This window comes from Pseudidiomarina donghaiensis (assembly GCF_900116895.1).
Lineage (GTDB): Bacteria > Pseudomonadota > Gammaproteobacteria > Enterobacterales > Alteromonadaceae > Pseudidiomarina > Pseudidiomarina donghaiensis.
The window spans coordinates 514,131-530,316 of record NZ_FPCF01000001.1; the positions used below are offsets into that span (position 1 = coordinate 514,131).

The window sequence follows — 16,186 nt, forward strand, 5'->3', positions numbered from 1 at the left end:
GCACGCTTTGCTGTGGTACTATCGGGTCACTTTTGCTGACCCGATAGGTTGCCTAAATTCCAATGTCTGTTGTTTTAGAAGCTCAACAACTCACGTCGGTTCGTGCGGGACGCACGCTATTCTCTGATCTGTCCTGGCAGCTTGCGGCCGGCGAAATTCTCCATATTGAAGGCCCTAACGGTGCGGGTAAATCGACGCTGCTGCGTATTGTGGCCGGTTTACTGCAGCCGCTTGAAGGCGAAGTTCTTTTATTTGGCCAGCCGCAGCGTGAAGACCCCGAGCTTTGGCAGCGTCAAACCTTGTTCATTGGCCACAAGCCAGCGGTTAAAGCAGAGCTAACAGCGCTTGAGAACTTACATTTTCAAAGTCGCTTAGACGGCGTGCAGCTTGACGACCCATGGCAACTGTTAGAAACCGTCGGTTTGTTGGGGTTAGAAGACATTCCGGCGCAGCAACTTTCGGCTGGGCAACAGCGGCGCATTGCTTTGGCGCGTTTATTCTACAGCCAAGCCAAATTGTGGATTTTGGACGAGCCGTTTACCGCGCTCGACACTCGCGGTATTGACCTTCTGCACCAACGGTTTGCTCAGCATCTTGAGCACGGCGGCGCCTTGTTGCTAACCTCACATCAACCGTTAACCTGGTCTGGTGAACGGTTACAGCGACTGCGTATTGAGGCTGCCGATGAATAACGCAAGCACCTGGCAATTACTGAGCGCCATTATGCGCCGCGACTTAGCCGTGGCTCTGCGCCGTCGTAGCGACATTATCAACCCATTATTGTTTGTGGTGATTGTGGTCACTCTGTTCCCACTGGCGGTAGGCCCGGGGCCCGATATTCTTGGGCGCATTGCGACCGGGGTTATTTGGGTGGCAGCCCTATTATCAGCTTTGCTGGGTTCTGAACGACTATTTCGCGATGACTTTTTAGACGGCAACCTTGAGCAATTGGTGCTGCTGCCGGCGCCTTTACCTGTGCTTGCGCTGGGCAAAATTAGTGTGCACTGGTTGCTCAGTGGCTTGCCGTTGGTGATCCTTGCGCCACTGTGTGCGTTATTACTAAAGCTACCAATTGACGCGTGGGGCATATTAATGCTTACCCTCTTAATAGGTACCCCGATGTTAAGTGCGATGACCGCGGTTGGCGCAGCTTTGACGGTGAGTTTAGGGCGTGGTGGGGCGTTGTTGAGCTTACTATTACTACCGTTGTTTATCCCTTTGTTGATATTTGCAGCGGCAGCCGTTGAAAGTACCCTAGTTGGTACATCTGCGTACGGTCACGTGTTATTATTGGCCGGGTTAATGTTATTGACGCTAACGTTAGCGCCTTTGGCGGTGGCGGCAGCAATACGAGTGAGCGTGAATTAATATGTGGAAGTGGTTACATCCTTACGCAAAAGGCGAAGCGACTTACAGGTTGCTTGGCGCCTGGTTGCCGTGGCTGAGTGCTTTGGCGGCCCTGTTTGTGGCTGTCGGCTTGGGGTGGGGGTTATTTTACGCACCACCAGACTACCAGCAAGGTGACAGTTATCGCATTATCTTCATTCACGTACCGGCTGCGATGTTTTCAATGGGTGCGTACACCGGAATGGCCATTGCCGCGCTGATTGCGCTAGTTTGGCAAATTCGCACTGCAGAGTGGGCTATAGCTGCCATTGCGCCAGTGGGTGCAGTGCTTACTTTTGTGGCTTTGTTTACTGGCGCGGTGTGGGGTAAACCCATGTGGGGCACTTGGTGGGAGTGGGACGCGCGGCTTACCTCTGAGCTTATTCTGTTGTTTTTATATATTGGCGTATTAGCGTTGTATTATGCCTTTAATGATGCACGTACCGGCGCCAAGGCGGCGGCTATATTGGCACTTGTCGGCGTTGTTAATGTACCTATTATTCACTTTTCGGTTTATTGGTGGAACTCGTTGCACCAAGGCGCCACCATTACAAAGTTTGAAAAGCCATCAATGCCGGTAGAAATGTTAACCCCGTTGCTAATTAGTATCGCTGGGTTTTTATTCTTAACCGCGGCGTTAGTTACGCAGCGCTTGCGCAATGAAATATTAAAGCAAGAGTTACATCGTCCTTGGGCGCAGCAGCAGTTGGGTGTGGAGGCTGAGCATGGCGTTTGATAGCTGGCAAGAGGCCATCTGGATGGGTGGTTACGGGTTTTATGTTTGGTTAAGTTTTGGTGTGTCGTTATTAGCGATTGCTATTTTAGTGGTTCATGGGTTACTCACCCGCAAAAAATTGGCTGCCATGGCGGTACAAGAACAGCAGCGTAAGCAACGGCTTGCGCGGCGTCAGCAGCAAGAGCGCGCTCAGCGCAAAGAGAAAGGAGCACAGTAGTTATGATTCCTCGTCGAAAAAAACGTCTTGCTTGGGTTTTGTCGCTAATTGTTGGTGTGGCCGCGGCAATAAGCTTGATTTTGTATGCGCTGACGCAAAATATCGATTTGTTCTACACCCCTTCTGAAATGATAGAAGGCAAAGGCCCTGATAAAACTCGACCGCATGTAGGGCAACGTCTGCGCGTGGGCGGTATGGTGGTCGAGGGAACCGTGAAGCGCAATCCACAAACGCTCGAAGTCAGTTTTAAAGTGACGGACACCGGCCCTGAAGTCACCGTGTTGTATACCGGTATATTGCCTGACTTGTTTCGCGAAGGACAAGGTATTGTTGCACAGGGTGTTTTGGTGGAGCCGACGGTACTAAAAGCGACAGAAGTGCTGGCTAAACACGACGAAGAATACATGCCACCGGAATTAGCTGAGGCCATGAAAGGCATTAAGCATGTGAACCCGAATCAACCGGATTACACCGGTTCTAAAGAAACGGATACACAAAAAGAAGACAATGGTGGCCAATAATGATTGCTGAATTTGGTCAACTTGCGCTAGCTATGGCGCTAGCATTTTCTGCATTGTTAGCTGTATACCCGTTGTGGGGCGCTTGGCGTGGCCATAGCGGCGCTATGTTATTGGCGCGCCCATTGGCCTACGGCCAATTTATTTTTACGGCGCTAGCCTACGGGGCGTTAACCTGGGGCTTTGTGGTCAATGACTTTACTATTTCTTACGTGGCTCACAACTCGAACAGCGCCTTGCCGTTGGTGTATCGCATTACCGCTGTATGGGGCTCGCATGAAGGCTCGTTTTTGTTATGGATGCTGATGCAAGCCGGCTGGATAGCAGCGGTGGCCCTGTTGTCGCGGCGTATGCCATTGACCATGATGGCGCGTGTATTGGCTATTTTGGGCTTAGTCAGTATTGGTTTTTACCTGTTTATGTTAACGGTGTCGAACCCATTTGACCGTGCCTTACCCCTAATTCCGGTGGACGGCCGCGACTTAAATCCACTGTTGCAAGATCCCGGCATGATCTTCCACCCGCCATTGTTGTACATGGGCTATGTTGGTTTTTCAGTGGCTTTTGCGTTTGCTATTGCGGCGTTGTTAAGTGGCAAGCTTGATGCCTCGTGGGCGCGCTGGTCACGACCTTGGGCAACCGCGGCTTGGTGCTTTTTAACATTAGGTATTGCGCTGGGAAGTTGGTGGGCATATTACGAACTCGGCTGGGGCGGCTGGTGGTTCTGGGACCCCGTTGAAAACGCTAGCTTTATGCCTTGGTTGGTTGGTACTGCACTCATTCATTCGTTAGCGGTTACCGAAAAACGCGGCGCTTTTAAGTCATGGACCGTATTGCTTGCTATTTCAGCTTTCAGTTTAAGTTTGCTCGGTACTTTCTTGGTACGCTCTGGCGTGATTGTGTCGGTGCATGCTTTTGCCACCGACCCTGCACGCGGCCTGTTTATTTTGGGCTTGCTGGCGGTGGTTATTGGTGGCTCTTTGCTGTTATTTGCATTGCGTGCTGGCGCCGTCAATAGCCATACCAAGTATGAATTCTTTTCCCGCGAGGTATTGTTGCTGGGTAACAACATATTGCTGATGGCGGCTACTCTGGTGGTGCTACTCGGTACCTTATTGCCGTTGGTACACAAAGAGCTGGGCCTGGGCTCAATTTCAATTGGCGAGCCGTTCTTTAATCAAATGTTTACCTGGTTGATTGTGCCCTTTGTATTACTCATTGGGTTAGGGCCGCTATTGCGATGGCGGCGCCAAGAGCTCAAGCCAATAGCTGGTGACTTAGCGTTAGCTTTGGCGCTTGCGTTGGTATTGGGCTTTGCTTTGCCATACGTACTTACCGATCAAGTCATGGCGTTGACTGTGCTGGGCTTAGTGATGGCGCTGTGGATTGTTTTAACTTTGGTGACTGAGCTGAAACAACGTATTCAGCAGCGCGGTCAAGGTTTAGCTAGCTTAACCAAGTTAGGCCGCAGTCACTGGGGCATGGTACTTGGTCATTTGGGGTTTGCGGTGACCTTGGTTGGTATTGCTGCTGTAAGCCAGTACGAAGTTGAGCGCGATGTGCGCTTAGCACCGGGTGAGTCGGTTGTTATTGAAAACTACCGGTTTCAGTTTGATGTGCTGAGTGAACAGCAAGGGCCGAATTATTTAACCGATCATGCGGAGTTTTCGGTGTACCGCGTTAACGGCGATAGCGAGCGCAAAATTGCTGAGTTAGTGACCGAGAAGCGTTTTTATACCGTGCAACGCATGAGCATGACCGAAGTCGGCTTAGACTCGGGCTTTTTACGCGATTTATACGTGGCTCTGGGTGAACCCTTAGATGATGCGGCGAATCCTAACTCATGGGCTGTGCGCATTTATATCAAGCCATTTGTCCGCTGGATTTGGCTAGGCGCTGTCATTATGGCGTTAGGTGGTGCATTAGCGATGAGCGATAAGCGTTATCGCTCTGGCAAATTTGGCAAAAAAGGCCAGTCTGGCAAGCAGTCATTAGCAAAGACGCGAGGTGAACATGGCACAGCGTAGCAAACTAAAATGGATTATTTTGGCATTTCCGCTGTTGCTGTTTATCTGGCTCACCATTTTTTTGCTGCGTGGGCTGTTTTCAGACCCAACCGAGCTAAGCAGTGCTTTGGTGGGCAAACCGGTGCCAGCGTTTGAACTACCCGATGTATACAACCCAGAAAAAATGTATACCGAGGCGGTGCTAAAAGGGCGGCCAATGCTGTTGAACGTATGGGCAACCTGGTGTCCAACCTGCCAAGCCGAGCATGCCTATTTGAATAAGCTTGCGGCTGAGGGCGTGTACATTGTTGGCTTGAATTATAAAGACGATTCGCGCGCTAAAGCGGTTAACTGGCTGAATACGCTAGGCGACCCCTACCAGGTGAATTTGTTTGATGAGCGTGGCATGGTGGCCATTGATTTTGGGGTGTACGGTGCGCCAGAAACCTTTTTAATTAATATGAATGGTGAGGTTGTGTATCGCCACGTGGGCGATGTGAATGACCGCGTTTGGCAGCAGGTGCTCGGGCCTAAATATGAAGCCGAAATGGCAACTTATATGAACCAGCCGATGGAAGCAGAAAGTGCGACGGCAGGAGGTCAATCGTGATGCGTTTTATGACGATGCTGTGTCTGGCGGTATTGGTGACATTGAGCAGTGCTCACGCGGCAAGTTTGCAAACCTACACCTTTGATGACCCCAGTAAAGAAGCTTTGTTTCGTGAGCTTATTAGCGAGATTCGTTGCCCGAAATGTCAAAATCAAACCATTGCCGACTCTGACGCGCCATTAGCCAAAGATTTGCGCGATAGAACCTATTTAATGGTACAAGAAGGCGCGACCAAGCAAGAAGTTATTGATTATATGGTGGCCCGTTACGGCGACTTCGCCTATTATCGGCCGCCAGTACAGACGAGTACTTTGGTGTTGTGGCTCGGTCCATTGGTGGTGATTGTTGTCGGTGCTGGCGTTATATTGTGGCGGGTACGCTCACGAACAAATACCGATATTGGTTTGTCGACCGAAGAACAAGCGCAATTAGCCAAGTTACGCGCCACCAACACTGGTGGTAACGCAGATGAAAGCGCTGATACTGCTAACCAGGATGCCGGCCGAGACAAAGGTGACCTGTCATGATTATTCATATTGCCTTGATTGCTGCTGTGGCTATTAGTGGCGCTTTATTTTTACTGATTACGGGGCGTAAACAACGAGAGCAGCAGCGTACCCGGCTTGATGTAAATCGCGAGCTTTATCAGCAACGCAAAGAAGAGTTAGTGCAAGAGCGCGATGACGGTTTACTGACAGCCGAGGCATACGCGCGTGCCAACGACGAACTTGATAAACGTTTTGTGTCTGAAAATACCGAGTTAGAGCAGGTTCATGATCAGCAGGTAGGCCGAAACATATGGTTGCCGGCAATGATTGTACTGGTACTCACGGTCGTTTTTTATACATTGTTTGGTAGCTGGAGCTTGCAACGCCAAGCAGATGAAGCGCTTGAGCAACTGCCAGAACTTGGCAAAAAGGTGCTAACGAATGCCGATGCGCAAACCACTCGCGAAGAACTTGAAACCTTTGCTTTAGGGTTGCGGCAACGCTTAGCTGCGGAACCGAATGATGCTGTCGCTTGGTTGGTTTACGCCCGCAGCATGTCGGCGCTAGGCCAATTAGAGCAAAGTATTGATGCTTATAAAAAATCGCTGAGTATTGAGCCCAACCGAGTGGGTACTCTGGTTAGTTATGCTCAGTTACTGCTGCAAACCGGTGACGAGGACTTTATGCCGGAAGCGGCAACCATGCTACGCCGTGTGCTTGAACAAGATCCAAGCAATCAAGAAGCATTGTCGTTGTTAGGGTTCGTGGCGTTTCAGCGCGGCGATTGGCAACAGGCGGTAACCGCTTGGGAGTTATTGCTGCAACAAATTCCAGAGTCAGATGAGCGCTACGGGCCAGTGGCAACCGCGGTTGCCGATGCTAAGCAACGTTTAGTTGCTGGCGAACTTGAGCTGACTGTCACCGTAAATATTACCGATGAAGCCCGTGCGGCGATACCAGACGGCGCAACGTTGTTTGTTTATATTCGCGCCGCCGAAGGGCCAGGTATGCCAGCAGCGGTCGTGCGTCAGCCGGTTTCGGAGTTTCCGGTGACGGTGACTTTGTCAGATGCGAATGCCATGTTGCCAGACTATCGCATGAGTCAATTGAACCAATGGCAGGTTATGGCACGTATATCAGCAGATGAGCGGATAGAAGTTGAGCCCGGCGACCGTGATGCCGAGCCACTGATTATAGATGCCGCCTCCACCCGTGTTGAGTTAGTGATAAGGTAGTATTAATGAATAAATGGATAGTTTTGGCAGCAATATTGCTGCTTGTTACAGGCTGTGCCAGTGCACCCAAAGACGACCCGTGGGCAGACCCTAAAGACCCGTACGAAGAATTTAACCGCGACATGTGGGAATTTAACGAAGAACTTGATGATGCGGTGCTGCGTCCGGCAGCGAAGGCATACGGCTACATTCCAAAGCCGGTGCGTACGGGGTTATTGAATGCCGCAGAGAACTTAGACGAAGTTTCGTCGTTAGTGAATAACCTGCTGCAAGGCAAAGTAGTAGACGCTGGTGTGTCGTTTTGGCGTTTTACTATCAATAGTACGGTTGGTGTACTGGGAGTATTCGACGTTGCCACCGAAATTGGTATTGACCGACGCCAAGAAGGCTTTGGCGAGGTATTGGCAACCTATGGCGTGCCCGACGGCCCTTATTTAATGTTACCAGGCATGGGGCCAACAGTGCCGGTTGACCGTGGTGGTGACGTAGTTGATGGTATGTACTTCCCACTGGATAACTTAAGTGGCCCTTTGAGTGCCGCGCGCTGGGTGGTAAAAGGGCTTGATACACGCTTGCAGCTTATTGAACTTGAACCCATGCTGGAAGACTCGCTGGACCCATACTCGTTTGTCAAAGAGTCGTACTATCAACGTTGGTTAGATAAAAAGTTTGATGGTAACCCACCAGAAGAACCGCAAGAAGAAGAGCTCAGCGAAGACTTCTACGATCAATTTTAACCTGCTTTTTGGCCCGTTTATGCCGCCAAGCCTTGCACCATGCAAGGCTTTCGCGTTATAAAAGCCCGTCACATTTATAAGTTACATAACTATAATTACATTTCATTGAGGAATTCTTATGAGCCAGGCGCCTTCTAAGTCTGAACTTTGGGGTCATCCAAAGGGCCTGTATGTGCTATTTACAGCCGAAATGTGGGAGCGTTTCTCTTACTACGGCATGCGCGCACTTTTAGTATTAACCCTTGTTGCGGCAACTGAAGCGGCCAACCCAGGGTTTGGCATGAGCGACGCAGATGCGTTGTCGCTATATGGTATTTACACGGGGCTAGTGTATTTTACGCCGCTTATTGGTGGCTGGTTAGCCGATAACTATTTAGGCCAACGTCGTTCTATTTTGCTCGGTGGTATTTTAATGGCCGCTGCGCAGTTTACACTGTTTGCGGCAACCCCACACAGCATTGAGTTATTCTATGTGGGCTTAGGCTTATTAATTGCCGGTAACGGTTTATTTAAGCCAAATATTTCAACCATCGTTGGCGATTTGTACGAACAAGGCGACGCACGCCGTGATAGTGCATTTTCAATTTTCTACATGGGCATTAACTTAGGTGCCTTCATTGCTCCACTTATTACCTCTACCTTAGGTGAAAGTGCCGATTACGGCTGGCGTTGGGGTTATTTTGCAGCTGGCGTTGGTATGACTTTAGCCGTGATCACCCAAGGCTTGTTCTTCCAACGTTTCTTGGGCGATGTGGGTAAAATTCCAGGTGCCAAACGTGACCGTGACGCTACTGGTGGCGTGAAAAAGCCACTGTCGAAAGTTGAGCACGATCGTTTACGGGTTATTTTGTTCTTGTTTGTGTTTGTGACGGTATTCTGGTTGGCGTTTGAGCAAGCCGGTGGCCTTATGAGCATTTATGCCGATCGCTACACAGATCGTATGCTTGGTGCAACTGAAGTACCTGCCGGTTACTTTCAGTCGTTAAACCCACTGTTTATTCTACTTTTTGCACCGGTATTCTCATTCTTGTGGATGTGGTTACACAAAAAAGACAAGAGCCCAGATGCGCCAATAAAAGTATTTGCTGGCCTGATTTTAACCTCGATCGGTTTTGTCTTCTTGATTCTGGGCCTGTTCGAAATTCAAGTGACTGGCAAAGCCAACATGATGTGGTTAGTCCTGGCGTACATGTTCCACACCTTGGGTGAATTATGTATTTCGCCAGTGGGTCTGTCATTGATGACCAAACTAGCTCCGCTGCGTTTGGCCTCGTTAGTCATGGGTGTTTGGTTCTTAATGCCAGCCATTGCTAGCTACTTAGCGGGTATGGTCGGTGCCTTTAGTGAACAAGCTGACAAGTACGAGTTTTCAATTAACTTGGCGCAGTCTATTGGCCTCGAAGCGCAATATTCTGGTTTGTTAGTGGTGTTTGGCGGCGTGGCTGTGGGCCTATTGTTCTTCGCCGTCATTTTGTGGTTCATTTCAGGCATGTTAGTGAACTGGATGCACGGTGCTGAGCGCGCTGCACCCGCTACTGCGGTAGAAGGCGTTGAGCAAGAGCTTGAAGCGGTTGCCGAGCATGAAGGTTTAGGCGACAAAGCTGATAAACGATAGAAATAGTAAATTAATAGGGAAATTTGAGCATGGTTAAAAAAGTTGTGATTCCGGTGGCAGGTCTGGGGACGCGGATGCTGCCAGCAACCAAAGCAATTCCAAAAGAAATGCTGCCGTTGGTTGACCGGCCGTTAATTCAGTACATTGTTGAAGAATGCGCTGCTGCAGGGCTAACTGACATTATTTTGGTGACCCACTCAAGCAAAGGCGCCATTGAAAACCATTTTGACTCAAACTATGAGTTAGAAGACATGCTGAGTAAGCGGGCAAAAGATCAACTTCTGGCCGAGGTGCAGTCCATTTGTCCAAAAGGCGTTACCGTGATGGCGGTGCGCCAAGACGAAGCCAAAGGCCTCGGCCATGCCGTTTTATGCGCTCGCCCGTTGATTGAAGACCAACCGTTTGCGGTGGTGTTACCCGATGTTCTGGTTGACGAAGCAAGTTGTGACTTAACGCGTGACAATTTAGCCGAAATGGTGGCGAACTTTAATAGCTCTGGCGCAGCGCAAGTCATGGTCGAGAAAGTGCCGGCTGCCATGGTGAATCAGTACGGTATTGCTGACATTAACGGCGTTGAGCTTCAGGCGGGTCAGCAAGCACCGATAAAGCAGCTCGTTGAGAAGCCGCCGGTTGACGAAGCGCCTTCTGACTTAGCTGTGGTTGGGCGCTATGTGTTCCCCGCGGCGTTGTGGGCGTTGCTAGAGAAAACCCCCGTTGGCGCTGGCAACGAAATTCAGCTAACTGACGCCATGGCCATGTTGCTTGAACAGCAGCCAGTAAACGCGTACTACATGAAAGGCAAGAGTCATGATTGCGGTAACAAGCTGGGCTACGCCCAAGCCTTTGTTGAGCATGCCATGCGCCATCCCGCCTTCGGCACTGACTTCGCCGCATGGCTGAAGGGGCTGTAGCCCGGCGTTCTACGCCGGGTAGCGCGAAGCGCTGTAAATCTCGAATCTTCCCAGAACTGGTAGCAAAGTTGAACGATGACGATGCTGCGCATCACCCGGCGTAGAACGCCGGGCTACGCCTGAGCAAAGTTGAACGATGACGATGCTGCGCATCACCCGGCGTAGAACGCCGGGCTACGCCTGAGCGATGATCACGGCGCGGCGTGGGGCTGGGTAGCCTTCGATGGTGCGGCTGTGGTCCGCTGGGTCGAGGAAGTCGGCCAGCGATTGGCCTTGCATCCATTCGGTGGCGCGCTGTTCTTCAAGCGTTGTTAAAGACTCGTCTACCACGCGTGCGGTTTTGAAGCCGCAGCGTGCTAACCAGTGCAGCAAAGCCTTGCTGCTGGGGATAAACCAGACGTTGCGCATTTTGGCGTAGGTTTCGCCCGGGACGAGCACGGTGTGCTCGTCGCCTTCCACGACCAGAGTTTCTAGTACTAGCTGGCCGCCAGGCTTCAGCTGTGCGCGCAGCTGCGTGAGGAAGTCGATTGGTGAGCGGCGGTGGTACAACACGCCCATGCTAAACACGGTGTCGAAAGCCTTTAGCTCGGGTAGGTCTTCTACGCCAAGTGGGAACAGGTGCGAACGTGCTTGCAGCTCTGGCGGCATAAAGCTGCGTACGGCCATAAACTGGGCCATAAACAATTGGCCGGGATCAACCCCCCATACTTGCTCGGCTCCGGCCTCAAGCATGCGCCACAGGTGGTAGCCGCTGCCACAGCCGATATCTAACACTTGCTGGCCTTTTAATGGCTGGCTGTCACCCTTTGTATTTGAAAGGTGCGGGAGTACGCGCTGCCATTTAAAGTCTGAGCGCCATTCGGTATCAATGTGTACGCCGTGTAGGTTAAACGGGCCTTTGCGCCATGGCACCAGTTGCATCATTAAGCCACGAATGCGGTTTTGCTCGCCTTCGTTTACCGTGTTGTTGTGCACGGTTACGGTGTCGTCCAGCGACACTTGCTGGGCTTCAAGCTTGGGCAGTTGTTCCACGCTGCGTAGCCACTTCGGCAGTTCGCCGTGCTGCTGTTCTTTTTGCCAGCGTTCAAGCTGCGCCGGTAAAGTGGTTAGCCAATGCTGCAGCGGCGACTGCGCTACGGCGATTAAGTCTTGGGTAAATAACTTCATGAGTTGTCCTTAACGGCAAGCATGGCGGCGAAGTTGTAGCATTGAAACCATACTTGAGTGTGGCTAAAGCCAATGTCGCGCAGGCGCTGGTGATGGGTATCGAGTGTGTCGATACGCATGACGTTTTCAATGGCGGCACGTTTTTGCGCGATTTCGAGCTCGCTATAGCCATTGGCACGTTTGAATTCGTGATGAATGTCGACCAGCAAGTCATTCATAGCGTCATCGGCACTGCGGAATTTTTCGCTGAGCAGCAACACGCCCCCAGGTTTTAAGCTGTCGTAGATTTTTTGCAGTAGCGCTTGGCGCTGCTCAGGCGGCACGAATTGTAAGGTGAAGTTCATGACGACAACCGAGGCGTTGGCTAGCTCTGATTGTTGAATGTCTTCGCAGCGCACGGTAACGGGCACGTCGCTGCGATAGCCGCTTAGATGCAGCTGGCAGCGTTCAACCATGGCCGGCGAGTTGTCGATGCCGAAAACTTGCACATCGTTTAAGCCCGCGACGTTTTGGCGCATGGCCAAAGTGGCGGCGCCGAGCGAGCAGCCTAAGTCATACAAATTCGAATTCGCTTGGGCGAAGCGTTTGGTCAACTGACCAATACCTTGCAAAATACTTTGGTAGCCGGGCACTGAGCGGTTGATCATGTCGGGAAAAACCTCCACCACGGTTTGATCAAAGACAAAGTCGCTCACTTGCGGCAAGGGTTCGGCAAATATCGAATCTTTTTTAGTCATACGGGCAATTAATCTTTAGCTGACAGACAAGCCACTTATTTTACCGTAACGTGGAATGAAACAGTAGCGTTGACTATACTTGTTCAATAACTTGAACAAGTGGAGTTGTTATGCGTGTTATTTCCTACTCTGATGCGAGAAATAATTTGAAAGCAGTCATCGATACGGTTGTGGATGATGCCGATGTGACAGTGATTGCTCGTCGCGATGCCGACGATGCGGTGATTATGTCACTAGCTCACTACAATGGGTTAATGGAAACCATCCACTTATTGAATTCCTTACCTAACGCGGCGCGGTTAAAACAATCTATAGCGCAGCTTAAGGCAGGCGAGGTTATTGAAGCTGAGCTTGACGAATCTGGACTTAAAGACGGTGACTAAGCTCACATGGACATTGAACGCATGGCAAGACTATTGCTATTGGCAACGGCAAGACAAAAAAACCTTACATCGAATAAATAGGCTTATCGATGCTTGTTTGCGAACGCCTTTTTCGGGTATTGGTAAGCCAGAAGGGCTAAAAGGTGACCTAAGCGGGTTTTGGTCGCGTCGAATAGATGAACAACATCGACTGGTGTACCAAGTTACTGACTTTGCTATCGTCGTGATTGCTTGTCGGTATCATTATTAATTTCCCGACACAGTTACTGACAATCGGCGCCAGTCCGTTATAATGTGCAGCTTTGTAAATTCAAATTTTGTGGTAGGGAAAATCCCATGCGTAGCCATTATTGTGGACAGCTTGAAAGCAGCCTTGTAGATCAGTCAGTTACTTTGTGTGGCTGGGTAAATAAACGCCGTGATTTAGGCGGTTTGATTTTTATTGATATGCGCGACCGTACCGGTTTAGTGCAGGTGGTGTTTGACCCAGACCAACAGGCCTTGTTTGATACGGCGAACAAGCTGCGCCAAGAGTTTTGTATTCGCTTAGTCGGCACGGTGCGAGCTCGCCCAGAAAGCCAAGTGAACAAGAACATGGCCACGGGTGCGGTGGAAGTGATGGCGACTGAGCTTGAAATTATTAGCCGTGCCGAGCCATTGCCGATTGATTTTAATCAGCAGGTGAGTGAGGAGCAGCGTCTACGCTTCCGTTATTTAGACTTGCGCCGCCCAAATATGAACCACAATTTGCAGTTCCGCGCCAAAGTAACCAGTGCGGTACGTCGCTTTTTAGACGACAACGGCTTTTTAGACATTGAAACACCGATGCTAACCCGTGCAACACCGGAAGGTGCACGTGACTACTTAGTGCCAAGCCGTACGCACAAAGGTAAGTTTTTTGCCTTGCCACAGTCGCCACAGCTGTTTAAACAGTTATTAATGATGTCTGGTTTTGACCGTTACTACCAAATTGTAAAGTGTTTCCGCGACGAAGACTTACGCGCAGACCGTCAGCCAGAGTTTACCCAAATTGATATTGAAACGTCGTTTATGACGTCTGACCAAGTGATGGCAGTGACTGAAAAGATGGTCCGTCAGTTATTCAACGACATGTTAGACGTTGAGCTGGGCGACTTTCCACGCATGACGTGGCACGAAGCCATGCGCCGTTTTGGTAGTGACAAGCCAGATTTGCGTAATCCACTTGAATTGGTGGACGTGGCTGATTTGCTAACTGACGTTGAATTTAAAGTGTTTTCTGGCCCAGCAAATGACCCGAAAGGTCGTGTTGCGGCGCTGAAAGTACCGGGCAAAGCCGAAGCGATTTCACGTAAAAATATTGACGAATACACTAACTTTGTCGGTATTTATGGCGCCAAAGGCTTGGCGTGGATGAAAGTGAATGACCTAAGCGCTGGCCGCGATGGTATTCAGTCGCCGGTACTGAAATTTATTCCAGATGACGCACTGAACGGCATTTTGGCACGCACTGAAGCGGCCAACGGCGATATTATTTTCTTTGGTGCTGACAAAGCGACTGTGGTTGCTGAAGCTATGGGTGCGTTGCGCTTGAAGGTCGGTCAAGACTTTGAGCTTGTGAGCGACGAGTGGCGCCCATTGTGGGTGGTTGATTTCCCAATGTTTGAAGAGCATGACGGCCGTTTACATGCTATTCACCATCCGTTTACCGCGCCTGTTGGCGTTAGCCCTGAAGAACTGAAGGCCAACCCGGAAGCGGCATTGTCAAACGCGTACGACATGGTGCTTAACGGCTGCGAAGTGGGCGGTGGCTCGGTACGTATTCACAATAATGAGATGCAGCAAGCCGCATTCGAAATTTTGGGCATTGGCAAAGAAGAAGCCCAAGAGAAATTTGGCTTCTTGCTTGAGGCGTTGAAGTACGGTACGCCACCACATGCGGGCTTGGCCTTTGGTTTAGACCGTTTGGTGATGTTGATGGTGGGTGCGAGCTCAATTCGTGAAGTGATTGCTTTCCCGAAAACCACCACGGCCGCCTGTGTGTTGACCGACGCACCAGGGCTTGCCAACCCAGAAGCATTGGCAGAATTGAATGTTACGGTAAAGGACAACGACTAACCAGCGTCTAACCAGCGTCTAACCAGCGTCTAACCTAGGTACAGTGAACAGCTAGCTGACAGGAGCGAATCATGGCCATCATTCTGGGAATTGACCCAGGCTCACGCCTAACCGGCTATGGTGTGATTCGCCAATCTGGCAAGCAGTTAACCTATTTGGGGAGTGGCTGCATTAACGTCATGCGCAGCCTAAAAGGCGAAGCTGAACCCACACTTGCCGATAAGCTCAAAGTTATTCATGATGGTGTCGCTGAGCTTATCGCGCAATTTCAACCCAGCGAATTTGCGATAGAACAAGTGTTTATGGCGCGCAACCCTGACTCCGCATTAAAGCTTGGGCAGGCGCGTGGCGCGGCCATTGTTGCTGCAGCTTCGGCTGGGCTGCCCGTGGCAGAATATGCAGCGCGCTTAGTGAAGCAGGCCGTGGTTGGCACCGGCGCTGCTGACAAAACACAAGTGCAACACATGGTCATGGCCATGTTACAGTTACAGCACAAGCCGCAAGCAGATGCGGCCGACGCGTTGGCCGTGGCGATTTGCCATGCCCATACGCAAACCCAATTAATTAGAACAACAAGGGGACGTGCGTGATCGGACAACTCACCGGCACTTTAATTGCAAAACAACCACCTGAAGTGCTTATTGATGTAAACGGCGTTGGCTATGAAGTGCAAATGCCAATGACCTGCCTGTATGAATTACCTGACATTGGTGAAACCGTTAAGCTGATCACGCATTTTGTAGTGCGTGAAGACGCGCAATTGTTGTATGGCTTCAACACCTTTGCCGAGCGCACTCTGTTTCGCCAGCTTATCAAAGCGCAAGGTGTAGGGCCGAAGTTGGCGTTGACCATCATGTCGGGGATGACAGCACAGCAATTTGTGCATGCAGTGACGCACGACGACGTATCGAGTTTAGTGAAACTACCAGGCGTGGGCCGTAAAACCGCCGAGCGCTTGGTGGTTGAAATGCGCGACCGCCTGAAAAACTGGGGGACAGCTACCCCAGCAACAGATGCGGCGCCGATTGATTTTGGCGATATGAACCCGACTATTGCGGGTAGCTCGCCACGTGACGACGCGTTAAGCGCCTTGTTAGCTCTAGGTTACAAGCCAGCCCAAGCCGAAAAAGCGGTAGCGGCAGCCCTAAAAGCCGAGCCACAAGCCGCCAGCGACATCCTCATTCGCTTCGCGTTGAAGAACATGTAGCCCGGCGTTCTACGCCGGGTGATGCGCAGCATCGTGATTGCTCGGGGCATCGACAGAGCTGAGCCGGGTGATGCGCAGCATCGTGATTGCTCGGGGTATCGACAGAGCTGAGCCGGGTGATGCGCAGCATCGTGAT

19 protein-coding genes are annotated in these 16,186 nt (G+C 50.8%); 17 read left to right on the forward strand and 2 right to left on the reverse strand.

Annotated elements, in window-relative coordinates; all coding sequences use genetic code 11:
• The first annotated feature begins 62 nt into the window (after positions 1–62).
• The 12 genes from ccmA to galU all read left to right on the forward strand — a co-directional run bounded on the left by ccmA (position 63) and on the right by galU (position 10,459).
• Positions 63–692, forward strand: coding sequence for a cytochrome c biogenesis heme-transporting ATPase CcmA (ccmA, locus tag BM334_RS02425; protein WP_092837403.1), 630 nt, complete (start codon positions 63–65; stop codon positions 690–692).
• Positions 685–1,368, forward strand: coding sequence for a heme exporter protein CcmB (gene ccmB, locus BM334_RS02430; protein WP_092837406.1), 684 nt, complete (start codon positions 685–687; stop codon positions 1,366–1,368). Before ccmA ends, ccmB begins: the two co-directional genes overlap by 8 nt.
• Position 1,369: 1 nt before the next feature.
• Complete coding sequence (locus tag BM334_RS02435; RefSeq protein ID WP_055438418.1) at positions 1,370–2,122, forward strand: heme ABC transporter permease; 753 nt, start codon at positions 1,370–1,372, stop codon at positions 2,120–2,122.
• Positions 2,112–2,339 (forward strand): heme exporter protein CcmD, encoded by a 228-nt coding sequence (gene ccmD / locus BM334_RS02440; RefSeq protein WP_092837409.1) that lies wholly within the window; start codon positions 2,112–2,114, stop codon positions 2,337–2,339. The genes BM334_RS02435 and ccmD overlap by 11 nt, the downstream gene beginning before the upstream one ends.
• A 2-nt stretch (positions 2,340–2,341) precedes the next feature.
• The gene (gene ccmE / locus BM334_RS02445; RefSeq protein WP_092837414.1) at positions 2,342–2,860 is read left to right on the forward strand and encodes a cytochrome c maturation protein CcmE; all 519 of its coding nucleotides are present in this window, start codon (positions 2,342–2,344) and stop codon (positions 2,858–2,860) included.
• Positions 2,860–4,884, forward strand: coding sequence for a heme lyase CcmF/NrfE family subunit (locus tag BM334_RS02450; RefSeq protein ID WP_092837417.1), 2,025 nt, complete (start codon positions 2,860–2,862; stop codon positions 4,882–4,884). Before ccmE ends, BM334_RS02450 begins: the two co-directional genes overlap by 1 nt.
• Positions 4,871–5,473: a DsbE family thiol:disulfide interchange protein gene (locus BM334_RS02455; protein WP_092837419.1), complete on the forward strand. Its 603-nt coding sequence runs from the start codon at positions 4,871–4,873 to the stop codon at positions 5,471–5,473. Before BM334_RS02450 ends, BM334_RS02455 begins: the two co-directional genes overlap by 14 nt.
• Positions 5,473–6,000: a cytochrome c-type biogenesis protein gene (locus BM334_RS02460; RefSeq protein ID WP_092837423.1), complete on the forward strand. Its 528-nt coding sequence runs from the start codon at positions 5,473–5,475 to the stop codon at positions 5,998–6,000. Before BM334_RS02455 ends, BM334_RS02460 begins: the two co-directional genes overlap by 1 nt.
• The gene (gene ccmI / locus BM334_RS02465) at positions 5,997–7,196 is read left to right on the forward strand and encodes a c-type cytochrome biogenesis protein CcmI (RefSeq protein ID WP_092837426.1); all 1,200 of its coding nucleotides are present in this window, start codon (positions 5,997–5,999) and stop codon (positions 7,194–7,196) included. The genes BM334_RS02460 and ccmI overlap by 4 nt, the downstream gene beginning before the upstream one ends.
• 5 nt (positions 7,197–7,201) lie before the next feature.
• Positions 7,202–7,933: an MlaA family lipoprotein gene (locus tag BM334_RS02470; protein WP_092837429.1), complete on the forward strand. Its 732-nt coding sequence runs from the start codon at positions 7,202–7,204 to the stop codon at positions 7,931–7,933.
• Positions 7,934–8,051: 118 nt separating this feature from the next.
• On the forward strand, positions 8,052–9,548 hold the full coding sequence (locus BM334_RS02475; RefSeq protein WP_092837432.1) for a peptide MFS transporter: 1,497 nt from the start codon (positions 8,052–8,054) through the stop codon (positions 9,546–9,548).
• 29 nt (positions 9,549–9,577) lie between these two features.
• Complete coding sequence (gene galU / locus BM334_RS02480) at positions 9,578–10,459, forward strand: UTP--glucose-1-phosphate uridylyltransferase GalU (RefSeq protein WP_092837435.1); 882 nt, start codon at positions 9,578–9,580, stop codon at positions 10,457–10,459.
• Between the two features lie 174 nt (positions 10,460–10,633).
• Here the strand turns inward: galU and cmoB are convergent, their stop codons facing one another.
• Positions 10,634–11,626: a tRNA 5-methoxyuridine(34)/uridine 5-oxyacetic acid(34) synthase CmoB gene (cmoB, locus tag BM334_RS02485; protein ID WP_092837438.1), complete on the reverse strand. Its 993-nt coding sequence runs from the start codon at positions 11,624–11,626 to the stop codon at positions 10,634–10,636.
• Positions 11,623–12,363 carry a carboxy-S-adenosyl-L-methionine synthase CmoA gene (gene cmoA, locus BM334_RS02490; RefSeq protein WP_092837441.1) on the reverse strand — a complete coding sequence of 247 codons (741 nt, stop codon included), beginning with the start codon at positions 12,361–12,363 and terminating at the stop codon, positions 11,623–11,625. Before cmoA ends, cmoB begins: the two co-directional genes overlap by 4 nt.
• 110 nt (positions 12,364–12,473) lie before the next feature.
• On the opposite strand from cmoA, the gene BM334_RS02495 reads away from it, so the two are divergent.
• The 5 genes from BM334_RS02495 to ruvA all read left to right on the forward strand — a co-directional run bounded on the left by BM334_RS02495 (position 12,474) and on the right by ruvA (position 16,050).
• The gene (locus tag BM334_RS02495) at positions 12,474–12,746 is read left to right on the forward strand and encodes a type II toxin-antitoxin system Phd/YefM family antitoxin (protein ID WP_092837444.1); all 273 of its coding nucleotides are present in this window, start codon (positions 12,474–12,476) and stop codon (positions 12,744–12,746) included.
• On the forward strand, positions 12,739–12,996 hold the full coding sequence (locus tag BM334_RS02500) for a Txe/YoeB family addiction module toxin (protein ID WP_198677333.1): 258 nt from the start codon (positions 12,739–12,741) through the stop codon (positions 12,994–12,996). Before BM334_RS02495 ends, BM334_RS02500 begins: the two co-directional genes overlap by 8 nt.
• Before the next feature lie 86 nt (positions 12,997–13,082).
• Positions 13,083–14,843: an aspartate--tRNA ligase gene (gene aspS, locus BM334_RS02505; protein WP_092837447.1), complete on the forward strand. Its 1,761-nt coding sequence runs from the start codon at positions 13,083–13,085 to the stop codon at positions 14,841–14,843.
• Between the two features lie 71 nt (positions 14,844–14,914).
• Positions 14,915–15,433 carry a crossover junction endodeoxyribonuclease RuvC gene (gene ruvC / locus BM334_RS02510; RefSeq protein ID WP_092837450.1) on the forward strand — a complete coding sequence of 173 codons (519 nt, stop codon included), beginning with the start codon at positions 14,915–14,917 and terminating at the stop codon, positions 15,431–15,433.
• Positions 15,430–16,050 (forward strand): Holliday junction branch migration protein RuvA, encoded by a 621-nt coding sequence (gene ruvA, locus BM334_RS02515; RefSeq protein WP_092837453.1) that lies wholly within the window; start codon positions 15,430–15,432, stop codon positions 16,048–16,050. The genes ruvC and ruvA overlap by 4 nt, the downstream gene beginning before the upstream one ends.
• The last annotated feature ends 136 nt before the right edge of the window (positions 16,051–16,186 follow it).

Excerpts from the sequence above, each read along its gene's own strand:
- cmoA (WP_092837441.1), bottom strand. The coding sequence starts at position 12,363 with ATGACTAAAAAAGATTCGATATTTGCCGAACCCTTGCCGCAAGTGAGC.
- BM334_RS02450 (WP_092837417.1), top strand. The coding sequence starts at position 2,860 with ATGATTGCTGAATTTGGTCAACTTGCGCTAGCTATGGCGCTAGCATTT.
- ccmI (WP_092837426.1), top strand. The coding sequence starts at position 5,997 with ATGATTATTCATATTGCCTTGATTGCTGCTGTGGCTATTAGTGGCGCT.
- galU (WP_092837435.1), top strand. The coding sequence starts at position 9,578 with ATGGTTAAAAAAGTTGTGATTCCGGTGGCAGGTCTGGGGACGCGGATG.
- cmoB (WP_092837438.1), bottom strand. The coding sequence starts at position 11,626 with ATGAAGTTATTTACCCAAGACTTAATCGCCGTAGCGCAGTCGCCGCTG.
- BM334_RS02460 (WP_092837423.1), top strand. The coding sequence starts at position 5,473 with ATGCGTTTTATGACGATGCTGTGTCTGGCGGTATTGGTGACATTGAGC.
- ccmA (WP_092837403.1), top strand. The coding sequence starts at position 63 with ATGTCTGTTGTTTTAGAAGCTCAACAACTCACGTCGGTTCGTGCGGGA.
- ruvC (WP_092837450.1), top strand. The coding sequence starts at position 14,915 with ATGGCCATCATTCTGGGAATTGACCCAGGCTCACGCCTAACCGGCTAT.
- ccmB (WP_092837406.1), top strand. The coding sequence starts at position 685 with ATGAATAACGCAAGCACCTGGCAATTACTGAGCGCCATTATGCGCCGC.
- ccmD (WP_092837409.1), top strand. The coding sequence starts at position 2,112 with ATGGCGTTTGATAGCTGGCAAGAGGCCATCTGGATGGGTGGTTACGGG.
- ccmE (WP_092837414.1), top strand. The coding sequence starts at position 2,342 with ATGATTCCTCGTCGAAAAAAACGTCTTGCTTGGGTTTTGTCGCTAATT.
- BM334_RS02495 (WP_092837444.1), top strand. The coding sequence starts at position 12,474 with ATGCGTGTTATTTCCTACTCTGATGCGAGAAATAATTTGAAAGCAGTC.
- BM334_RS02475 (WP_092837432.1), top strand. The coding sequence starts at position 8,052 with ATGAGCCAGGCGCCTTCTAAGTCTGAACTTTGGGGTCATCCAAAGGGC.
- aspS (WP_092837447.1), top strand. The coding sequence starts at position 13,083 with ATGCGTAGCCATTATTGTGGACAGCTTGAAAGCAGCCTTGTAGATCAG.
- BM334_RS02455 (WP_092837419.1), top strand. The coding sequence starts at position 4,871 with ATGGCACAGCGTAGCAAACTAAAATGGATTATTTTGGCATTTCCGCTG.
- BM334_RS02470 (WP_092837429.1), top strand. The coding sequence starts at position 7,202 with ATGAATAAATGGATAGTTTTGGCAGCAATATTGCTGCTTGTTACAGGC.
- BM334_RS02435 (WP_055438418.1), top strand. The coding sequence starts at position 1,370 with ATGTGGAAGTGGTTACATCCTTACGCAAAAGGCGAAGCGACTTACAGG.